The sequence below is a fragment of the Candidatus Cloacimonas sp. genome (assembly GCA_039680785.1).
GTDB lineage: Bacteria > Cloacimonadota > Cloacimonadia > Cloacimonadales > Cloacimonadaceae > Cloacimonas.
The window spans coordinates 1-19,127 of sequence record JBDKSF010000025.1; the positions used below are offsets into that span (position 1 = coordinate 1).

Below are 19,127 nucleotides of genomic sequence, written 5' to 3' on the forward strand. Positions count from 1 at the left end.
GATATTAACCAGGCGGCAAAATACAGGAGGGTTGACGTCCTCGTCAACCACAACAAATAAACTTTCAAGCTATCATAAAATAAGGCGGAAACTTGATAACTCAGCTGTAAGGGGAACGACGGGGACGCCGTTCTTGGTACAGGCGGACGCTGTTCCGCCTTATTTATTCAGCGCTACAGCGAGGGCCGGTACTCTCACAGATGACACAGATTTAGTTTTTAGAAACGAGGATTTTGATGCGTAGATTGAGGACGCTGTTCCGCCTTATTTATTCGGCGCTACAGCGAGCGCCGGTACTCTCACAGATTACGCAGATTTAGTTTTTAGAAACGGGGATTTTGATGTGTAGATTGAGGACGCTGTTCCTCCGCAAACATAATAATTAAAAGTATGCGGAGCTTCAGCGAGCTCCGGCTACACAAAATGCAGAGCTCCGGCTACACAATAACTTATGACTTTTATAATCTATCAATCTTACGATGTTTACCCTGGGTTTCACTTTTTCACTTTTCCACTTTTCCACCTTCCACTTTTCCACCTTTCCACTTTTCCACCTTTCCACTTTTCCACTTTTCCACTTTTCCACTTTCCAACAAAAAGATAACTCACTGAACCTGTAGTTTCACAATCATTATTCAGAATAGCTGAAAAGCGATTTTATATCTTCCTTGGTCATTGTCTTCAGCACATTTTGTCCGCCTTCAATAACGGTATCAAAAAGTTCGCGTTTACTTTCCTGCAGTTGCAAAATCTTTTCTTCCACAGTGCCTTTGGTGATCAAACGAAAGACCTGAACTTTTTGGGTTTGGCCAATTCTATGAGTTCTATCGATTGCTTGATTTTCCACCATTGGATTCCACCAAGGGTCATATAAAATAACTGTATCGGCGGCGGTTAAATTTAGCCCTGTTCCTCCCGTTTTTAAGGAAATTAAGAAAAGCTTGATATCGGGATTGGTCTCAAAGCGTTTTACGGGAGTGACTCTATCTTTGGTTTGTCCATCCAGATAACAATAGGATAAAGAATTGGCATCAAAAACTTTACGAATAATGGTTAGCATTTGGACAAACTGACTGAAAACCAAGACCTTATGTCCTGCAGATGTTGCTTCGATAGCCAATTCCAAAAGTTGTTCCAATTTGGAAGATGCCTCCAGTTCTGGCAGTATGTCGCTATTGGCAAGATGGGGGTGATTACATACTTGGCGCAGTTTTGTAAGTGCCGCTAAAATATGAAGATAATTTGGCATTGCATTGCCTTCGGGCAGAAGCTTTTTATGCACCATATCCAAGATTTGCAAGTAAAGTTTTTCTTGGAGAGGATTTAGTTTGCACCATGAAATTTGTTCTTGTTTATCGGGAAGTTCAAGCAGGACATCTTTTTTCACTCTTCTCAGTAAAAAAGGAGCAGCCATCCTTTGCAAAGAAAGGCGAGCATTATTTTCTCCTTCAGCGGGAAGGAAGTTTTGTTTAAATTTGTTTAGTGTTCCCAAATAGCCAGGGTTTAAAAAATCAAAGATAGACCAAAGTTCGGTTAAATTATTCTCAATGGGGGTTCCAGTTAAAGCCAAGCGGTGTTTGCTGTTCAGTTTTTTTATGGCGAAAGTGCGCTGGGCGGATACATTCTTGATGTTTTGTGCCTCATCCAGAACAATCCATTCAAAGTCCAAATTTTTCAGATAGGCAATATCTCCCAAAACCATAGAATAACTCATAATAAAGAGCCGAACATTCGGATTGGAAAGAATTTCAATGCGGGTATTCTTGTTACCTTCTACAATAGTATAAGGGATATTTGTGTGAAATTTGTCAATTTCGGCAGCCCAGTTGTAAAGTAATGTTTTAGGGCAAATTACCAGTGATATCTGTCCCGTTGTTGTAGAAATGATGGCAGAAAGTGCTTGAATGGTTTTTCCCAGACCCATTTCATCGGCAAGAATACCATTTAAGTGATAATGCGCCAACATTTTAATCCAGGCAACCCCGCCTTTTTGATAGCCACGCAAAACGGTCTGAAGATAAAGAGGCAAGGATTCAATGCTTTCTAAGCGTCTTTTGATTAAGGCATCATAAAGACCTTCCAACCATTCATCTCCCTGCATTCTAAATGCCGGATTTGCTTCCCGCAAGCGTAAATAATAGGGTAGATTCATCAGGCGGGAACGATATACTTGATCTGCTTTTTGTTCACTGCGAGAAATGAGTTCTTCCACTTCATAAAAGACCTGCGGATTGCTGATAAAGATAAGGTGTCCATCAGCCGTATGTAAAAATTCTTCTTTGCTGCGGAAGAAATGTTTAAGTTCGTCATAAGTAAAACTAAGATCCCGATAATGATAGCGAACTTCATAAGTAAACCAATCAATATCAATATCTTTGCGAGCTATAATTTCCACCTGTAGAGGAATTTTGGCAATGAAATAATCTTGTAACTCCGGCTCAATTTGAATATCCCAGTCCTCGTCACTAAGGTTAAAAAGGGCGGATTTTAATTGGGCAATTCTTTCTTCTCCGCTGAAAACCAGTTCCGCAAATTGTTCCAAACGGTTCATTTCGGGTTCAGGGAGTTTTGTTAGCAATTCCTTGGTTTTGGCAAAAAGGTCATAAGTAAGATGAAACCAGGCATCTCCTTCATTACCCTCAGAAGTATAATGGGAATGAACCAAGGGTTTTTGAAAACGAAGAACCGAAAGCGGTATTTCTCTTTCCCTGGAAAATACCAAAGTGCCGCCAACCAATATTTTATCACCCAATTTTTTGATATGTAAACGCTTCAGGGGTTTTTCATCTATGATCTCCGGCAGGATAATGCTTTCGTCAAAATCAAGATAAATACCCTGCTCACTAAGTTCGCGATGAACGATGCAACGGAAATAAATCAAATCTCGGGCAGAGAGAATTTCGCCGCTGCTAAAAATATTATCGATCAAATTATGCCGAAACGGAAGATTTACGTTGTAAACCCGGTTGCGAAAAAACAACCACACAGGGTATCCTGCAAACCAGGCAGAAAGTTCATCTACAATTACTGCTTTTAAAGCATAATTCTTAGTTCCAGCTGGCTCAATTCTTAAAGATAGGGGATAGGGCTGGGGCTGAAAAATTAGCTCCTCGCCGGTTTCTTTGATAATAAAATGCGTGTGACAATTTTGCATAATCAATAGGGCTTCGGCAAAGTCATTTTTATAGATAGACCAGAATTTGTTTTTTTGACTGTAAGCAGCTCTATTTTTATTTAAATGGCAGAAAAGATGTCTGTCTTCATCTGAAAAAGCGCCTAAATTGGCAAGATAATATTCTGCTTGTTTTAATTGTGCTTCATCCAGTTCATTGTTTTTATACAAATTTCCGATTAAAACAGGGTCCAAAGGATCAAAAGCATTATGATAAAAACGAATTTTATCGGTCTCCGGATTATAAATGCCTTCTACATATATTTTGGCATTACGGGCGATATTTAGCCATAATTCATTGCCAGCCAAAGCAGTTCCATCACAGGTCTCAATTGTGTCCTCCTCAAAAATACGCGTGCTTAAATAAAGATAAGCATAGCGTAAAATGGAAAGATAATGACGACAGGAATCATAAGTTCCACATTCAGAACAAGTATGCGCAACAATCAGTTCGGTTTCGGGGTTAAAAACAATATCTACAAATTCGGCAAAATACTCCTTTTTATCAGGAGCAGGAAAAAAGCGAATTTGATAGTTTCCATCTTCATTGCGGGTTTTCCAAAACCATAAATCATCTTTTTCCAAAACAATGATTGCTTGATTGAAATACCAGCTATCAGATTGGCTATGATAATCCTTGGCAAAGAGGCGAGCCATCTATTGTATAGTCCTTTTATAGTTAATCGGTTCATTTAGATAAAAGAGAGTAAATCTGTCAATTGAAAAAGCTGTAAATAGGGCTGAAGTTTGCCAAAGATGGGTTTTTAAAGGAAGATAGGCAGTTGCATCAGTTTCTTGTTTGCTGAGTTATGGAGTTCCTATATTACCTTTTAGCAACTTCCTAAATATTTTTGATTATGGAAAAAGGAATCAACTCTTCCGAACTTCCATAAATTTGATTTGACAAAAAAAAGCATTATCAGAAAAGGGCTTATATAACAAAATCACATTGGACTATATTTGCAATGCCATATTACAGCTGATTCAAGGCAAGCGAAGTTCAAAATAAATTATCTGATATATAGTGAGGAAGTAAATGCAATCAACCAAAGAAGCAATCCAGAAATTACTGGAAAAAGAAGAAAAAATTCTCCAAATGGGTGGCGAAAAGGCAGTTGCCAAGCAAAAACAAGGCGGAAAATTAACAGCCAGGGAACGCATAAACTTGCTTTTTGATGAAGGCACTTTTCGGGAACTGGATATGTTTGTTGCACACCGTTGTGACAATTTTGGTATGGAAAAAATTGAAATCCCTTCCGACGGAGTTATAACTGGTCACGGTTTAGTTGATGGTCGTCCGGTTTTTGCCTTCAGTCAAGATTTTACTTCTCGCGGGGGTTCTTTGGGCGAAATGCATGCTGCCAAAATTTGTAAAGTTATGGATATGGCATTAAAAAGTGGAGTCCCTTTAGTGGGTATTCAGGACTCTGGTGGAGCCCGTATTCAAGAAGGAGTTGATGCTCTAAAAGGTTATGGAGATATCTTTTTCCGTAATTCGCGTGCCAGTGGTGTAATTCCTCAATTAACGGCAATTATGGGTCCCTGTGCAGGGGGAGCCGTTTATTCTCCTGCAATGACGGACTTTGTGTTTATGGTGAAAAATACCAGCTTTATGTTCATTACCGGTCCTGATGTAATTCGAACTGTAACTGGCGAAGATACAAATCAGGAAGATTTGGGGGGTGCAATGGCTCACAACAGCAAAAGTGGAAATGCCCATTTTGCGTGTGAAAGCGATGCCGATGCCATTGAACAGATAAAAGTGCTGCTGTCCTATTTGCCTTCTAATAATATGGAAGAGCCACCCCGGATAAAAACAAATGATGATCCCTGGCGTTTGTGCCTGGAGCTGGATTCCATTATTCCAGACGATCCTAAAATGAGTTATGATATGCGAGATGTGATTCATAGCGTAGTTGATGATGGCATCTTTTTTGAGCCCCACTATTATTATGCCCAAAATGTGATTATTGGTTTTAGTCATTTAAATGGAAGGACAATTGGCATCATAGCCAGTCAGCCAGCTTTTTTAGCCGGTTGTTTGGATATTGACGCTTCCGATAAATCAACGCGTTTTGTGCGGTTTTGTGATGCTTTCAATATTCCGTTAATCACTTTTGTGGATGTGCCAGGTTACCTTCCGGGAACGCATCAAGAATGGAATGGCATTATTCGTCACGGAGCCAAGCTTTTATGGTGTTATTCCGAAGCTACGGTTCCTAAATTGACAGTGGTTACCAGAAAAGACTATGGGGGAAGCTATATAGCTATGAGTAGCAGACATTTAGGGGCAGATATGGTTTTTGCTTGGCCCACTGCTGAAATTGCCGTTATGGGCGCTCAAGGTGCAGCAAATATTATTTTCCGGAAAGAAATCGCTTCTGCTGAAGATCAAGAAGCCAAAAGGCAGGAAATGATCAAGATTTATGAAGAGCAGTTCAACAATCCTTATGTTGCTGCTTCGCGTGGTTATGTGGATGCGGTCATCGTTCCTTCGGAAACTCGTAAACGCTTAATAGACGCTTTGGAAATACTTTGCACCAAGAGTGAAAGTTTGCCTCCCAAAAAGCATGGTAACATTCCTCTCTAAACATAACAAGGAAACAGGATTATGAAAGATAAAAAAGAAATTGCTGCCATTGGAGCAGTTTTAACCCTAATTCAAAGTGAAGAGACATTTGAACAATATAAGGAACCGGTTAGGGGAATTCCCAGCCAACCCTATACTGCTTATGGCAGACAGTTAACTATGCAATACCGTGATTTAACTCAACGCAGAGTAATTAAAAGAAGCAGATAAAAGGAGATATAAATGGATCAACATAGTTGCGTAAATATCACTACTATGCATTATGAATCAGACCGTCCGAAAGCGGCAAATCCTGTTAAAGTTCAGGATTTAACTTTTAGGGATGGACATCAGTCACTTTTTGCTACTCGGGGCAGAACTGAAGATATGCTAAATGTGGCAGAATTGATGGATCAGGTTGGTTTTTATTCTATGGAGGTTTGGGGCGGAGCAACCTTTGATACGATGCATCGTTATTTGGGAGAAGACCCTTGGGAGCGCATTAGAGTTCTGAAAAAGCATATAACCAAAACTCCCTTTTCTATGTTGCTTAGAGGTCAAAATCTGGTTGGTTACCAAAATTACGCAGATGATGTAGTGGAAGCATTTGTTCAGCGCTGTTGCGATAATGGCATAGATATTTTCCGGGTGTTTGACGCTTTAAACGATTTTCGCAATTTCCAAACAGCCGTTAAAATTATAAAAAAGAATAAAAAGCTCTTTGAAGGCGCCATTTGCTATTCCTTAACCGAACAGCGGATGGGCGGAGATATTTATAATATTGACTATTATGTTAAAAAAGCTAAGCAGTTGGAAGAAATGGGTGCAGATACAATTTGCATTAAAGATATGGCTGGAATTGTTGCACCTTACGATGCTTATGATCTTATAAAAGCACTGAAAGAAAATGTGAAAGTTCCAGTGCATTTGCATACTCACTTCACCTCCGGAATGGGAGATTTGGCTTTGCTAAAGGCAATTGAAGCCGGAGTAGATATTATTGATACTTGTGTAGGGCCCTATGCTTATCGAACTTCGCATCCAGCCATTGAGCCATTGGTGATAACCCTTTTGGGAACTAATCGCGATACCGGTTTTGATATTAAGTTGCTGAATAAAATCGGTAAAGCAATGGAGAAAGATATTCCCAAGTATATGGAATTTGCAGATACTACCAAGTTCTCCATAATTGATACCGATGTGATTATTCATCAGACCCCGGGAGGAATGCTTTCCAATTTGGTAAATCAGCTAAGGGAAATGGACGCATTGGATAAATTGGAAGATGTGTTTAAAGAAATTCCTAAAGTGCGAAAAGACCTGGGACAGATTCCTTTAGTTACTCCCACCAGTCAAATTGTTGGTATCCAGGCAGTTAACAATGCTTTATTTGATACTTATGAAGGTGAATATGCACGCATAACGGAACAAGTGAAAGACCTTTGCTATGGTTTATATGGAAAAACTACTCTGCCGATCAATCCGGAAGTGCAAAAGAAAGCACTGAAAGGTTATCCTAAAGGTGAAACTCCCATTACCTGCCGTCCGGGAGATGTAATTCCCCCCGCGATGGAGAAAGTTCATAAAGAATGTGAGGGCTTGGCTAAAAACATAGACGATGAACTGATTGTTGCCCTCTATAATATTACAGGCAAGAAATTCTTACGCATAAAATATGGCTTGGAGCCAATGCCGGAAGAAATGAAACCCAAAACTCTGGAAGATATAAAAAAGGAAGAAGAATTGATTAATAAAGCTAAAGCTGGAAAACTGATAGAAAAAACCGAACCTAAAGAAAAACCGCAAGATCTGCGTCAATTTGATGTTTATGTTGATGATACTTATTACTTGGTAGAGGTCTCTGAGAAAGGGGGAGCTCCTAAAATTATAAGTTCGCGTCCTGCAATGCGAAATTCGGACCCGGTTGTTAAACCAGTTAATAACCCTACTCCCCAAGTAAGAGCTTCAAATCCTGCTCCGGAACATAAATCAGCGCCTGTAGCTTCTATAGAAGGTGGCACCAAAATAACTTCACCGATGCCAGGAATGTTTGTCCGCTATGAGAAAAAGATTGGTGACCCTATTAAACAGGGAGAAACAGTTTTAGTTTTGGAAGCAATGAAAATGTATAATAATATTCCCTCTCCAGTTGATGGTGTGCTGGTTGATGCACCCTTTTCCGGAGGAGCGAATGTTGCTAAAGGGGATGTGTTAGCGGTTGTGAAGTAAAAAAAGTGGAAAAGTGGAAAGGTGGAAAAGTGAAACATAGGAATAAATTGAGTTGCAGTCCTGTTTTATGTTGACAGGGGATAGATGATTCTCTTAAAAAATATAAGAAAAGGCAGATGAGATGTATAATTACAAAGATATGCAGGTTTGGCAAGTGATACTGTCTCATTCTTTACTATGTTCAACCTGGGTTTCACTTTTCCACCTTTTCACCTTTCCACCCTTCCACTTTTTCACCCTTTCACTTTTCCACCCTTTCACCTTTCCACCTTTCCACTTTTTCACCCTTCCACCCTTCCACCTTTCCACTTTTCCACCTTTTCACCTTTCCACTTTTTCACCTTTCCACTTTTCCACCCTTCCACCCTTCCACCCTTTCACCCTTTCACCCACACCACTTGTAGTTAGGAGGTAAAATGCAAGTAAAAAGTCAAATTATGGACAAAGACCAAATGGAGCGTTCTTTACAAAGAATGGCTCACGAAATTATTGAACAAAACCGCGGACTGGAAAAAATTCGCCTGGTGGGTATTCGTTCCAGAGGAGTTCCTTTAGCAGAACGACTTTCCAGTTACTTAAAACTGATAACAAATCAGGAAATTCCGGTTGGAATTTTGGATATTACTCTTTACCGTGACGATCTTTCCACAATCAGTCATCAACCCATCATAAAAGGTTCTGCCATCGATTTTGAAATTGAGGACGCGGTAATTGTGTTAGTGGATGATGTTCTTTATACAGGCAGAACAGTTCGCGCTGCCATTGATGCCTTGATGGATTTTGGCAGACCGAAACAAATTCAATTGGCTGTCTTAATTGATCGCGGGCATCGTGAACTGCCTATTAAAGCGGATTATGTAGGTAAAAATGTTCCTACTTCCAAAGAGGAAATTATCAAGGTCTCGCTGGAAGATTTAGATGGGGAAGATAGTGTCAAAATCGTTTTGGTCTAAATATCAGGAACGCTATAGAAATACAAAATCTGTTCTTTGCGTAGGCCTGGATTCAGATTTTAGCCAGCTTCCTAAAGAGGTGAAAAATGCCCAAAACCCTATTTGGGAATTCAATAAAGCCATAATTGAAGCAACTTTGGATTATGCTTGTGCCTATAAACCCAATTTAGCTTTCTATTTGGCAGACGGATTACGCGGTTTGGATGCTTTATACAAAACAGTAGATTTTGTTCCGGATAATATTCCTGTTATATTGGATGTAAAAGTGGGCGATATTGGCAACACAATGAATTCCTATCTAACGGCATTTTTTAAGGACCTCAAAGTTGATGCCATTACTCTTAACCCGCTTATGGGAAAAGATGTAATGCAACCAGTTTTGGATAAGAACGGTTTTGCCTTTGTTTTATGCTTAACTTCCAATCCGGGAGCATCCGATTTTTTGAAAAATGGTATGGCAGAGAAAATAGCTAACTGGCTGCAAAATTATCCCAAAGAGAATTTTGGAGCTGTAGTGGGAGCAACCCAAAGCGCGGACTTGAAAAAGATGCGTAATTTATTACAGGATCGGATATTACTTATTCCTGGCATTGGAGCTCAAGGGGGAGACCTAAAAACAGTTTTACAGCAGGCAAAATATAGTGAAGCAACACCTAATATCTTAGTTAATAGCTCACGGGGAATCATTTTTGCCTCCCAGGATCATAATTTTGCCTCTGCTGCCAGAGAGGAAGCAAGAAAAATAGCGGAAAGCGAAGATTTATAAGGATCATAGAGAGTATTGAATCTCCCTGTTCCTTGGTTAAAATAATCGCCAAAGGGATTTTCTGCTCTCCATCTTAATATATTTGAACAGATATTGATCTTAAGAGCATTATCCCAATTGGATTCCGAATCGTTTTTTTTAAGCGGATAAGACCAAAGTGAATCTTCTGGAAATTAAGGAGAACCAATGCCAGGAATAAATTGTCTGATTAATGCCAAGGGCATCACTCCACAGAATCAAAATATTTTTTACCGCACAATGGTTAACCAGACCCGTAAAATTCGCTTAAAAGATAGAAGCCATAAGGCAGCAATCAGTCATCAGCAAAGTTTTGCGGAACAGGATTATATAATAAAGTGGATTTTGGAGCAGAGCCAGAAATCCATTGTAAAGGAAATTATGCCGGGGGCAAAATCATTTCTCAATTTACAGAATTTGAAAAATCTATCATCCAGTCAATTGGGGACATTGTTCACCAGTATTTCCGTGATGACGGGAAGCGCGATGTCACCACAAAAGTAAATTAATCTTGTGCTGCCTGATAATTTGCTTTTTCTTGTTTTTCGCTTAGTTTATATAGAAAGTTGATATTCTGAACTCATTTTTCTGGAAGAGGAGGAAGATATGAGGAAGATTTTTATTCTTATGCTATTTAGTTGGTCAGTTCTCTGTTCCGCATTCCAAGTTGATGTATTTGGTCCTGAGGCAGATGATTTTAATTGTGCCAATTTAGACCAAGAGCCCGCCAGTTTTGGAACGCGGATAAATGAGCAAGAAAAACTTTGTCTTTGGGAAAATGGTGAATGGAATAGCTATTCCTATTATGTTAATGGTTTACCTGTTAGAAGTACTTGTATGTTGAATGCAGACACAATGTTGGTTGCTATGGGGGAAATGACATTCAGTGATGGAATTTACAACTTTGACATTCACACGCATACCTGGCAATTGAATGATTGGTTTATGCTTCCTAATTTCGTTAAATATAACCCCAATAGTCAATTATATTATGTGGGAGAGCGTGATGGTTTGTATCGTTCAACGAATGGATATAACTGGTCACGGATTAATTCTCTCGGTTTAAATGAGTGCAGTTCTCTTGCTTGGTATGGTAACAATATCGTAACGAATAATGGCTCAATAGCTTACTATACTAATGATAATGGACTAAACTGGCATCAGTCATCAATTAGTAATCTCAGTAGTTTCAGGTTTGACGACAATGGCATTCTATATGCCATTATGGATGTAACAAGTGATTCGGACGGACTTTGGCGTTCCAATGATTTTGGCGCAAACTGGGAAAATATTCTTTATACTTCCGCCCTTGCTTGCATAGGCCCTATTTTCAATAACAATGTAACCCTTGGCTGGAGAGAATGTTATGAGGATAGTTCCTATGTGGGAATGTTTCGCTCCAATGGAACCGTATCTCTCTTTAATCATCCTTACATTAATAAACCAGTTAAGCAGATGGGTATTTTTCCCTATATCAATACCCTTTCCTTTTATGTGTTAAATTCCGATGGGTGCTTTTATTTAACCAGTTTTTTGGTAGGAATAGAAGATCCCGTAAATCCGCCAATACCTATGGCAAAAATATCTGCCTATCCCAATCCAGCCACGGCTTATGCTAATATTGCCATTTGTAAAGATAGCCCTGAGCCGGCAGAACTGAATATTTACAACCTGAAAGGTCAATTGGTGAGAAGTATGGAAATTTCGGGAGTTACGAAAGAGAGCACCTTAAACTGGGATTTAAACAGTTTTAATTCCACTAAAGTAGCGGCAGGGATTTATCTATTGGTTTTACGGGACAAAGCCGGAAAACCTTTGGCAAGCAATAAACTGGCAGTAGTTAAATAACGGGCTATGCGTCCTTTTTCACCTGAATGAAGATGGCTCCCAGATTGTCAGGATTATCCTGAGTTGAGAGCTGAAAAAACAGATTATTGATCTTTTGCCTAAGCGGCGCTTTTTCTTCCAAAGTTTGCATCAGTTCCTTTTTGCTAATTGCTTTCAGCAGACCGTCTGTGGTAACCACTAAATTATCACCTGGCAAAAGAGTGGATACCTTGGTGCTAAAATCAATATACATATGGGGTAGAGTAGAACCAAAATAGTTTATAATAGGACTATTGGGGATGTGTTCATATTCTAAATGCGGTCTGGTTATGCGAAGCAAATCTTTATTCCGGTAAAGCCATATTTCTGAATCGCCTACATTCATTGGAATGAAAACTCGGTCACGATAGATAAGCCCGCAAAGAGTTGTGGCTGATTCAGCAAATTTTCCCGCTTCCCGATTCATTTGTACCAGTTTTAGGTTAGCATTTTGCAAAAATGACTCGATTAAATCATACCAGTCAAGTCCAGGAATCAACCGTAGATAATCAATCTGCTCCAAAACATACTGAGCGGCATTCTCGCTGTTTTGCAAACAACCAACTCCATCTGCTACAAAACAAAAAAGCGCAGCGACATTTTCCAGATGTTTTACTCCGCAGGATACAATATCTCCGTTTACAATAACTCTGTCCTGGTTTTTTATTGCACTATTACCATAATGGCAGAAATACGAGACATCAAATCTCATCAAAATTCTCCTAAGGCAGTTTTTGTACCTAAAAAAAAGATCAATCTCGTCTGGGGGTTAGAATTATTTAACCTCTTTTCTTGGCAAGAACTATTTTCATAGGTTGAATTTTTTTATTTTACATCCCGAATGATAAATTTATGAAAATATAGAGTGCTTTATAATTATCATCACATCCGTTAGTTATGCTATGATGACTAAACTGCACTGCAGTAGTAACTTATCCTATGCAAACCTTTGCATATTAGCCATAGTCATAATGTTGTAAATGACGCAGTTTTCCACCAATTTGTAACTGTATTAGCTGAGTTAAGTCCGTTAGTGAATTTCAGTTTTGTTGCCAAGAAAGGATTGGTTCGCCCATTTTTCCTGAACTGTAAAACTTTAGGTCGCTATTATGTCTTATCTTCTTGTGTTTATCTACCCTAAGGTATTTGCCACATTAATGGACAGCATATCGGAAACCAGCTCCGCTTTTCTCTCTTGCTTCAAGGCGTCAATCAAGTGTTTATCACTCCTTAATCAAGCGTTAATTGTTAACGCTTGATTAAGGGTTGTTGAACGCTAAATTAAAGTCCTCAAGCAACTAAGATAGAAGACAAAATTATGGGAATTTTATTTAAAAAGTGATTGATAAACTGGAAGAATGTCGCCCTGCAAAAGTTAGGGCGTGTCCCTTAAATTTGTTATAACATAATGACAGAGCATTGTCCTCAGTTTTATATGCAATAATCTTAGCTAATGTTCTTGTCACGAATGGCTCAATGGTCTGGCAATTATTAGCAGGAGATAGGACTTTAATCTTTTTCCTATTTTAGATTATGACGATATCCCTTAGAAATTAAGTTAGTTATATTAATCAAAATTTCTGGAAGGACAATTCCTTGAGGAGAAGCAACATAAACAGATTCCCAAACAGGTTTAAATTTTTCCTTAAATTGCCTTAATCCCTGCAAACCATAATAAGAACTTCCCAAACGAAAAATTAGAGAGCCAACTCTATGCCAGAGAGGAGCTATCGATCTATCCTGCAAACCTGATAAAGTAACATTTCCCAGATCAAACCATTGATATTGATTTTCTTTTGCCCACAGCATAAGTTTCAAAAAAATATATTCCATAACTCCATTAACTTTATCTGGATTGTAACGCATCAAATCTACAGAAAACATTTCTTTATTTTCGGTAGTCCAAATGTTAGCAAAGGCAACAATTTCATTTTCCTTTTTAACTAAAATTATAGGAAATTCAGAGATATATTCTTCAGAAAAGAAACCTAAGGAGAATCCTTTTTCTTTTTTGTGTTTCAATTTAAGCCAGCTATCAGATATTTCTCTTAGCTTGGGTAAAATATCAGGGATTTGTTCGGGAAGTAATATTTCGGTTGAACATCCGGTTTCTTCCACTTTTCTAATTGTTCTGCGTTGTCTTTTAAATTCTGGATCTGATAAATTGAAAGATTTTAAATCTACTTTTGCTCTTTCTCCAATCTTAAAAGGAATTAATCCCATATCCAAAAAAAGATTAAGAGTTTGAGGACGAATTTGATAAAAAACTGGAATTCCACCATTTTTATCGCAATATTCTCTAAACTGCCAAGCGAGTTCTGAAACGGCTTCTGGAAATCCAACAGGTTCACCCATGGCAATCCAACATCTTCCTTCTATGGCATACATAATAAAAGCAGTTTTAGCTTGATTAAAAAAGAAAAGTTTGTCTCCCAAAAAGGCAAGATTTACATTGGAGTCATCAGAATATTTCACCAGTTTCCTTATGGCATCCATATCCTGATTAATTTCTTTGGTTGGAGCAGGATGCCGTAAAAGTTGGACAATTCCCAAAATTAGCAGAAAAGAAGTTACTCCAACTGTCGCTCTTAAAAATCTGGGAGCATCTCCATGCAAACTAAAAGTCCACCACAATTCATTGGAATAAGTTATATGCTTATAAGAAAAGAATCCGAGCCAAAATGCAGAGATTATGACCATTAGAATGGAAAATATCCAGGAAGGAGTAAAAGGTTGATTAATTAATGAGGATTTCCTATAAAAGTGATTCTTGCTTGGAATTAGGAGAAGTAACATTATAGTTAAGATGATGGCTTCTTCGTAATCAAATCCTTTTAATAACGAAACAAGGATGCCAGCAATTAGCATTAAAATTGTCAGCCAATAAGCGGAATTAATTCTCTTTTGTAAACCCCTTGATACAAATAAAAGGGCAATTCCTATAATACTACAGATAAAATGGGAAAGTTCAATTATCGGTATAGGAATGAATTTGTAAAGCAAAAGTACTCTGCCATAAACTGAAGGAGTAACTGTAGAAAATAATAAAATAATACCGGCTAAGAAAGTTAGAATAGCATAAACTTGGGGCGCAAAAGGGGAGATTATTCTATCATACATACTTAAGGCATATTTTATCTGTTTTCGCTGCAATAATAATTCTTTTCCGGTGAAAATGACGGCACCTAATCCTAAAGGAACAAGATAATAAATTACTCTATAGGTAAGCAGAACTCCCATAATTTTTAAAGGGGAGATAAAATTTCCCAGGATAATCAACATTACCGATTCAAAAACACCTATCCCTCCAGGAACCTGACTAACAATTGCAATTGCCATAGCTACAAGATAATATCCTAAAAAGTTAAAATATCCGATATTTATTTCAGCAGGCAATAAAATGTACAATATAGAACCGGCAAGCAACCAATCAATTACAGATACCAATAATTGAGGAAATACTATGTTCAAGGGCGGAAAAGTAATGCTTCCCTTTTTGAATTTTATATTTATCTTGCCGGAAGCAGAACTTACAATGTATATTAAGATTAAACTTAAAAGCAATATGCCTAATATACGCTTGGAAACGATAGTGAAAGGAAAATTTACGGGAAGGGTTACTGTGGTAAAAGTGAATAAAGAACCAATTAATAAGATAAAACCTAACCAAATTGTATAAGAACAAAATACAATTACTTTGATAATATCTACTGCATTCAAACCCCATCCGGAATATATCCTATATCTTACTGTTCCGGTAATTAAAGGATGTCCTAAACTATTGCTAAAGGAATAACTGATGAATGAAGAGAGAGTAATCTTAGGATAGGATAATTTGAAATTTACATACTTTAACGCTAAGTAATCATATAAAGTCATAACCAGATAGCTGAAACAAGTGAATACAAAAGCTAAAAAAATCTTTGACTGAGGAATACTATGCAAAGATTGAATAATTTGATGGTAGCTGTATGCCTGTAATTTATTATGGATTATCCAATAAGCGAATATCAGGAAACCTAAGCTAATGAACAAGCTTAATAAATTAGTATATTTCTTCTTTGCCATAAAGTTTATTCCTTTCCTTTTTCGCTTTTCCCTCATTAGTTAAAGCTTCTAACTATGAAGCAAATAATTTGTCAATTTATTTGTTTTAAATTGTGGAATAAACTTTTTAGGAAGAATGATAGGGTTTCGTTCTCCTGATAGCCAAGTTATCAAGTTCCCTATAACTTATAGGTAACTGCATAAATATCTTGTTGTGGTTGACCAGGAGGTCAACCCTCCATTATTTCTATGCCGGATTAAAAACCCCATCGCTCAAATCTGTCGGCCTTTGAGTTAAAATCGGTTTTGTTTGTGATCTTCCCCATAATTTCATTCTTTTTTCCCATCTTTGAACAATGTCACTAATAATTCATAGAAAAGGCCGATTTTGACTTAAAGCCGACGAATCGTCAATTATAAAATACAATCCTTCTAATCCTAAAATCTTTGTTTCTAACATTTAATCTGTGAGAGAATATATGAAGGAAGAACGACGGCCTCGTCGTTCACCTTACAACCAAATTATACAGTTTCCGCGAAAATTTATAATAGCTTGATAGTTTGTTTGTTGTGGTTGACCAGGAGGTCAACCCTCCATTATTTCTACGCCGGATTAAAAACTCGTCGTTCAAATCTGTAGGCCTTTGAGTTAAAATCGGTTTTGTTTGTGATCTTCCACATAATATCATTCTTTTTTTCTATCTTTGAACAATGTCACTAATTATCTCATAGAAAAGGCCGATTTTGACCTAAAGCCGACGAATCGTCAGTTATAAAATACAATCCTCTTAAAATCCTAAAATCCTTGTTTCTACTGATTAATCTATGAGAGAATATATAAAGGAAGAACCACTTCCTCGTCGTTCCCCTTACAACCAAATTATCAAGTTTTCCATAACTTATAGGTAATTGCAAAAATATCTTGTTGTGGTTGACCAGGAGGTCAACCCTCCATTATTTCTACGCTGGGTTAAAACTCGTCGCTCAAATCTGTCGGCCTTTGAGTTAAAATCGGTTTTGTTTGTGATCTACCACATAATTTCATTCTTTTTTCTCATCTTTGAACAATGTCACTAATAATCTCATAGAAAAGGCCGATTTTGACTTAAAGCTGACGAATAAAGGAAGAACGACGTCCTCGTCGTTCCCCTGACAACCGAGTTATCAAGTTTCCACTTAATTATAGGTAGCAGTATAAATATCTTGTTGTGGTTGACGAGGACGTCAACACTCCATTATTTCAACGGGTTAAAACCCGTCGCTCAAATCTGTCGTCCCGCTGGGACTAAATTATTTGTTCTTCTTTTCAACGGGTTAAAACCCGTCGTTAGTATGTATCGTTCCTAACGGAACTATTTTCATTATATGTCTTTCTTTTCGAGGGGCTTACGCCACCATCGCTATCATTGTGTCGCCCTGAGGGGCTTTTTTGGAAGACGAGAGATAGAATAGTATTATCGTATCTTTCTCTTTTCGAGGGGCTTACGCCACCATCGCTATCATTGTGTCGCCCAGAGGGGCTTATTTTGAAGGCGAGAGTTAGAATAGTATTATCGTATCTTTCTCTTTTCGAGGGGCTTACGCCACCATCGCTATCATTGTGTCGCCCTGAGGGGCTTATATTGTCTGTATAATTCAATCCTGTAAATCCCTTTCATCTTGTTCATCCCATACCTATTATTTTTTAATCTGTGCAATCAGTATAATCTGTGAGAGTTATTATGTTTTTCGGTGCTCTCGGTCTCTTCGGTGATTTCGGTGTAAAATTATCCCCAGAATCCCCAGAAATCTTGTTCATCCCATACCTATTCTTTTTTTAATCCGCGAAATCTGCGTGAAAAAATTACTGTAGCATTTCTGCGGACGGTTTAGCATTATCGTTTCTTGTCCAGCGATCATCAATTCTGGTCGTAATCGGGCTATTTTTTTGGAAATAATGCACAATAGCATCCCGCAAGTTGATTTGGTGATTAGTGATATTTTCTTGCGGAACTTGAATCAGCATTGTGAGTCCGGCATTACCTTGCATAATGAAATCTGTAGTTGCTACAGTATATATCTTCTTGGGATCAAGCGGTTTGCCTCCAATCTCAAAATGAGTTACGCGGTCAAAATTTTCCCGTTTTTTGGAATAGACAATTTTGCCGCCGGAGACGATTAATCCATGCCGGGAGCCCTCCACGCGGGTTTCGATAATCTTGCGTAAAAATTCGCCAGAACAACGAAAAGAAACTACCATATTATCGAAAGGCATAACTTCAAAAATATCGCGATAAGTAACGGGTCCCGCTTTTATATCAGCTCGCACTCCGCCCAAATTTAAAAAGGCAAAATCGGCATTAACTTCGGCGCGCATAGCATCTACAATCGTATTGCCAATTAAGGATTGGGCATCCACATTAGTTCTGGAAAGATAAACCCCGGCGTAGCCAACAACTTCATCCATTCCTTTTTCTGCAATGGCAACTTGTTCAGCTATCATTTGTCCCAATTCCTCATCGGGAATAAATTCATCTTCAAAAAGAGTTACCATACTGCCTTCGCGTAGGGCAGGGACTTCATAACCGCTAACAGATTTAGTTTTAGGATCAATTTTAAGTGTTATCCAACCCAGATTGGAACCGTAAGCATAACCTTGGATGACCATTGTATGTGTGTAAGGATCAATCCAGGGAGTGGGAATTCCTTTATGCATATGCCCACCGATAAAAATATCTATGCCTTCAACTTCTCTGGCTATTTCTTGAGCATCATATCCCCAAACGGCAGTTCTTTCACTAAATAAAGGATTACCCATAGCATCATAACGCGAAAGATAGGTAGGAACGATATCATAAGGAAGTCCAGAATGTCCCAAAACAATGACGATATCCACTTTTTCCTGATTGCGGAGGATTTTCACATACTTATCTATGGTTTCCTTTTCGGAAAGGAATTTCACATTTTTGATGTTTTCCGGAAAACTCATTTTTTCGGTATCGGTAGTAGTGAAACCTAAAATGCCGATTTTGAGCCCTAAGCGTTCTACCACAATATAGGGCTTGGCATAGCTGGGAATTTGACCGGTTTTTTTATCAATCAGGTTGCAGGAAAGAATCGGAAATTTAGCTAATTGTAAGGTCTCTTTTAGTTTTGCTTCCGGAATATCAAATTCGTGATTGCCAATGGTCATTGCATCGTAACCGATGGCATTCATAAATTCCACAACTGCCTTCCCGTTGGTTACAGTTCCCACGGGACGACCCTGAAAAATATCTCCCGCATCCAAAAGTAAGTTATCTCTATCTGCATCCGCCAAAGAACGAATATGCTTAATTAGAGTGGCTGAAGAACCTCCCCCTCCCAACAGAGGTGGAAAATCTGGATTCATAAAAGTTGCCTCGGAACGGTCTATGCCACCATGCACATCATTGGAAAATATAAGGTCTAAACGCAGGTCTTCCGCTTTGGCGATAGAGCAAAATAAAGTTAAGGCAACAAGTATAATTAAAGCTCGTTTCATAGTTA

General features: G+C 38.3%; 12 protein-coding genes. 7 read left to right on the top strand and 5 right to left on the bottom strand.

Going from position 1 to position 19,127, the window contains the following annotated elements; genetic code table 11:
- Positions 1 to 631: 631 nt before the first annotated feature.
- Positions 632 to 3,829: a DEAD/DEAH box helicase gene (locus tag ABFC98_01005; protein MEN6444604.1), complete on the bottom strand. Its 3,198-nt coding sequence runs from the start codon at positions 3,827 to 3,829 to the stop codon at positions 632 to 634.
- A 379-nt stretch (positions 3,830 to 4,208) separates the two neighbouring features.
- Here ABFC98_01005 and ABFC98_01010 point away from each other — a divergent pair, with 379 nt between their 5' ends.
- From ABFC98_01010 to ABFC98_01020, 3 genes are read left to right on the top strand one after another with little or no spacing between them, the layout of a single operon-like run.
- Positions 4,209 to 5,762: a carboxyl transferase domain-containing protein gene (locus ABFC98_01010; GenBank protein ID MEN6444605.1), complete on the top strand. Its 1,554-nt coding sequence runs from the start codon at positions 4,209 to 4,211 to the stop codon at positions 5,760 to 5,762.
- 21 nt (positions 5,763 to 5,783) lie between these two features.
- Positions 5,784 to 5,972 (top strand): hypothetical protein, encoded by a 189-nt coding sequence (locus ABFC98_01015; protein ID MEN6444606.1) that lies wholly within the window; start codon positions 5,784 to 5,786, stop codon positions 5,970 to 5,972.
- A gap of 12 nt (positions 5,973 to 5,984) precedes the next feature.
- The gene (locus ABFC98_01020) at positions 5,985 to 7,970 is read left to right on the top strand and encodes a pyruvate carboxylase subunit B (GenBank protein ID MEN6444607.1); all 1,986 of its coding nucleotides are present in this window, start codon (positions 5,985 to 5,987) and stop codon (positions 7,968 to 7,970) included.
- 165 nt (positions 7,971 to 8,135) lie between these two features.
- Here the strand turns inward: ABFC98_01020 and ABFC98_01025 are convergent, their stop codons facing one another.
- Positions 8,136 to 8,279 (bottom strand): hypothetical protein, encoded by a 144-nt coding sequence (locus ABFC98_01025; GenBank protein ID MEN6444608.1) that lies wholly within the window; start codon positions 8,277 to 8,279, stop codon positions 8,136 to 8,138.
- A 107-nt stretch (positions 8,280 to 8,386) separates the two neighbouring features.
- Between ABFC98_01025 and pyrR the strand changes: the two genes are divergently transcribed.
- The 4 genes from pyrR (at position 8,387) to ABFC98_01045 (ending at position 11,555) form a co-directional block, all read left to right on the top strand.
- A complete protein-coding gene (gene pyrR, locus ABFC98_01030) occupies positions 8,387 to 8,923 on the top strand; it encodes a bifunctional pyr operon transcriptional regulator/uracil phosphoribosyltransferase PyrR (GenBank protein MEN6444609.1) in 537 nt (178 codons plus the stop codon).
- Entirely contained in the window at positions 8,901 to 9,689 is a 789-nt protein-coding gene (gene pyrF / locus ABFC98_01035; protein MEN6444610.1) for an orotidine-5'-phosphate decarboxylase, read from the top strand. Before pyrR ends, pyrF begins: the two co-directional genes overlap by 23 nt.
- Positions 9,690 to 9,875: 186 nt before the next feature.
- Complete coding sequence (locus tag ABFC98_01040; GenBank protein MEN6444611.1) at positions 9,876 to 10,211, top strand: hypothetical protein; 336 nt, start codon at positions 9,876 to 9,878, stop codon at positions 10,209 to 10,211.
- Between the two features lie 102 nt (positions 10,212 to 10,313).
- A complete protein-coding gene (locus ABFC98_01045; GenBank protein ID MEN6444612.1) occupies positions 10,314 to 11,555 on the top strand; it encodes a T9SS type A sorting domain-containing protein in 1,242 nt (413 codons plus the stop codon).
- 4 nt (positions 11,556 to 11,559) lie between these two features.
- Here the strand turns inward: ABFC98_01045 and ABFC98_01050 are convergent, their stop codons facing one another.
- The 3 genes from ABFC98_01050 to ABFC98_01060 form a co-directional block, all read right to left on the bottom strand.
- Positions 11,560 to 12,285: a protein phosphatase 2C domain-containing protein gene (locus ABFC98_01050; GenBank protein MEN6444613.1), complete on the bottom strand. Its 726-nt coding sequence runs from the start codon at positions 12,283 to 12,285 to the stop codon at positions 11,560 to 11,562.
- An 809-nt stretch (positions 12,286 to 13,094) separates the two neighbouring features.
- Entirely contained in the window at positions 13,095 to 15,641 is a 2,547-nt protein-coding gene (mprF, locus tag ABFC98_01055; protein MEN6444614.1) for a bifunctional lysylphosphatidylglycerol flippase/synthetase MprF, read from the bottom strand.
- Between the two features lie 1,822 nt (positions 15,642 to 17,463).
- Positions 17,464 to 19,122, bottom strand: coding sequence for a bifunctional UDP-sugar hydrolase/5'-nucleotidase (locus ABFC98_01060; GenBank protein MEN6444615.1), 1,659 nt, complete (start codon positions 19,120 to 19,122; stop codon positions 17,464 to 17,466).
- Between the last annotated feature and the right edge of the window lie 5 nt (positions 19,123 to 19,127).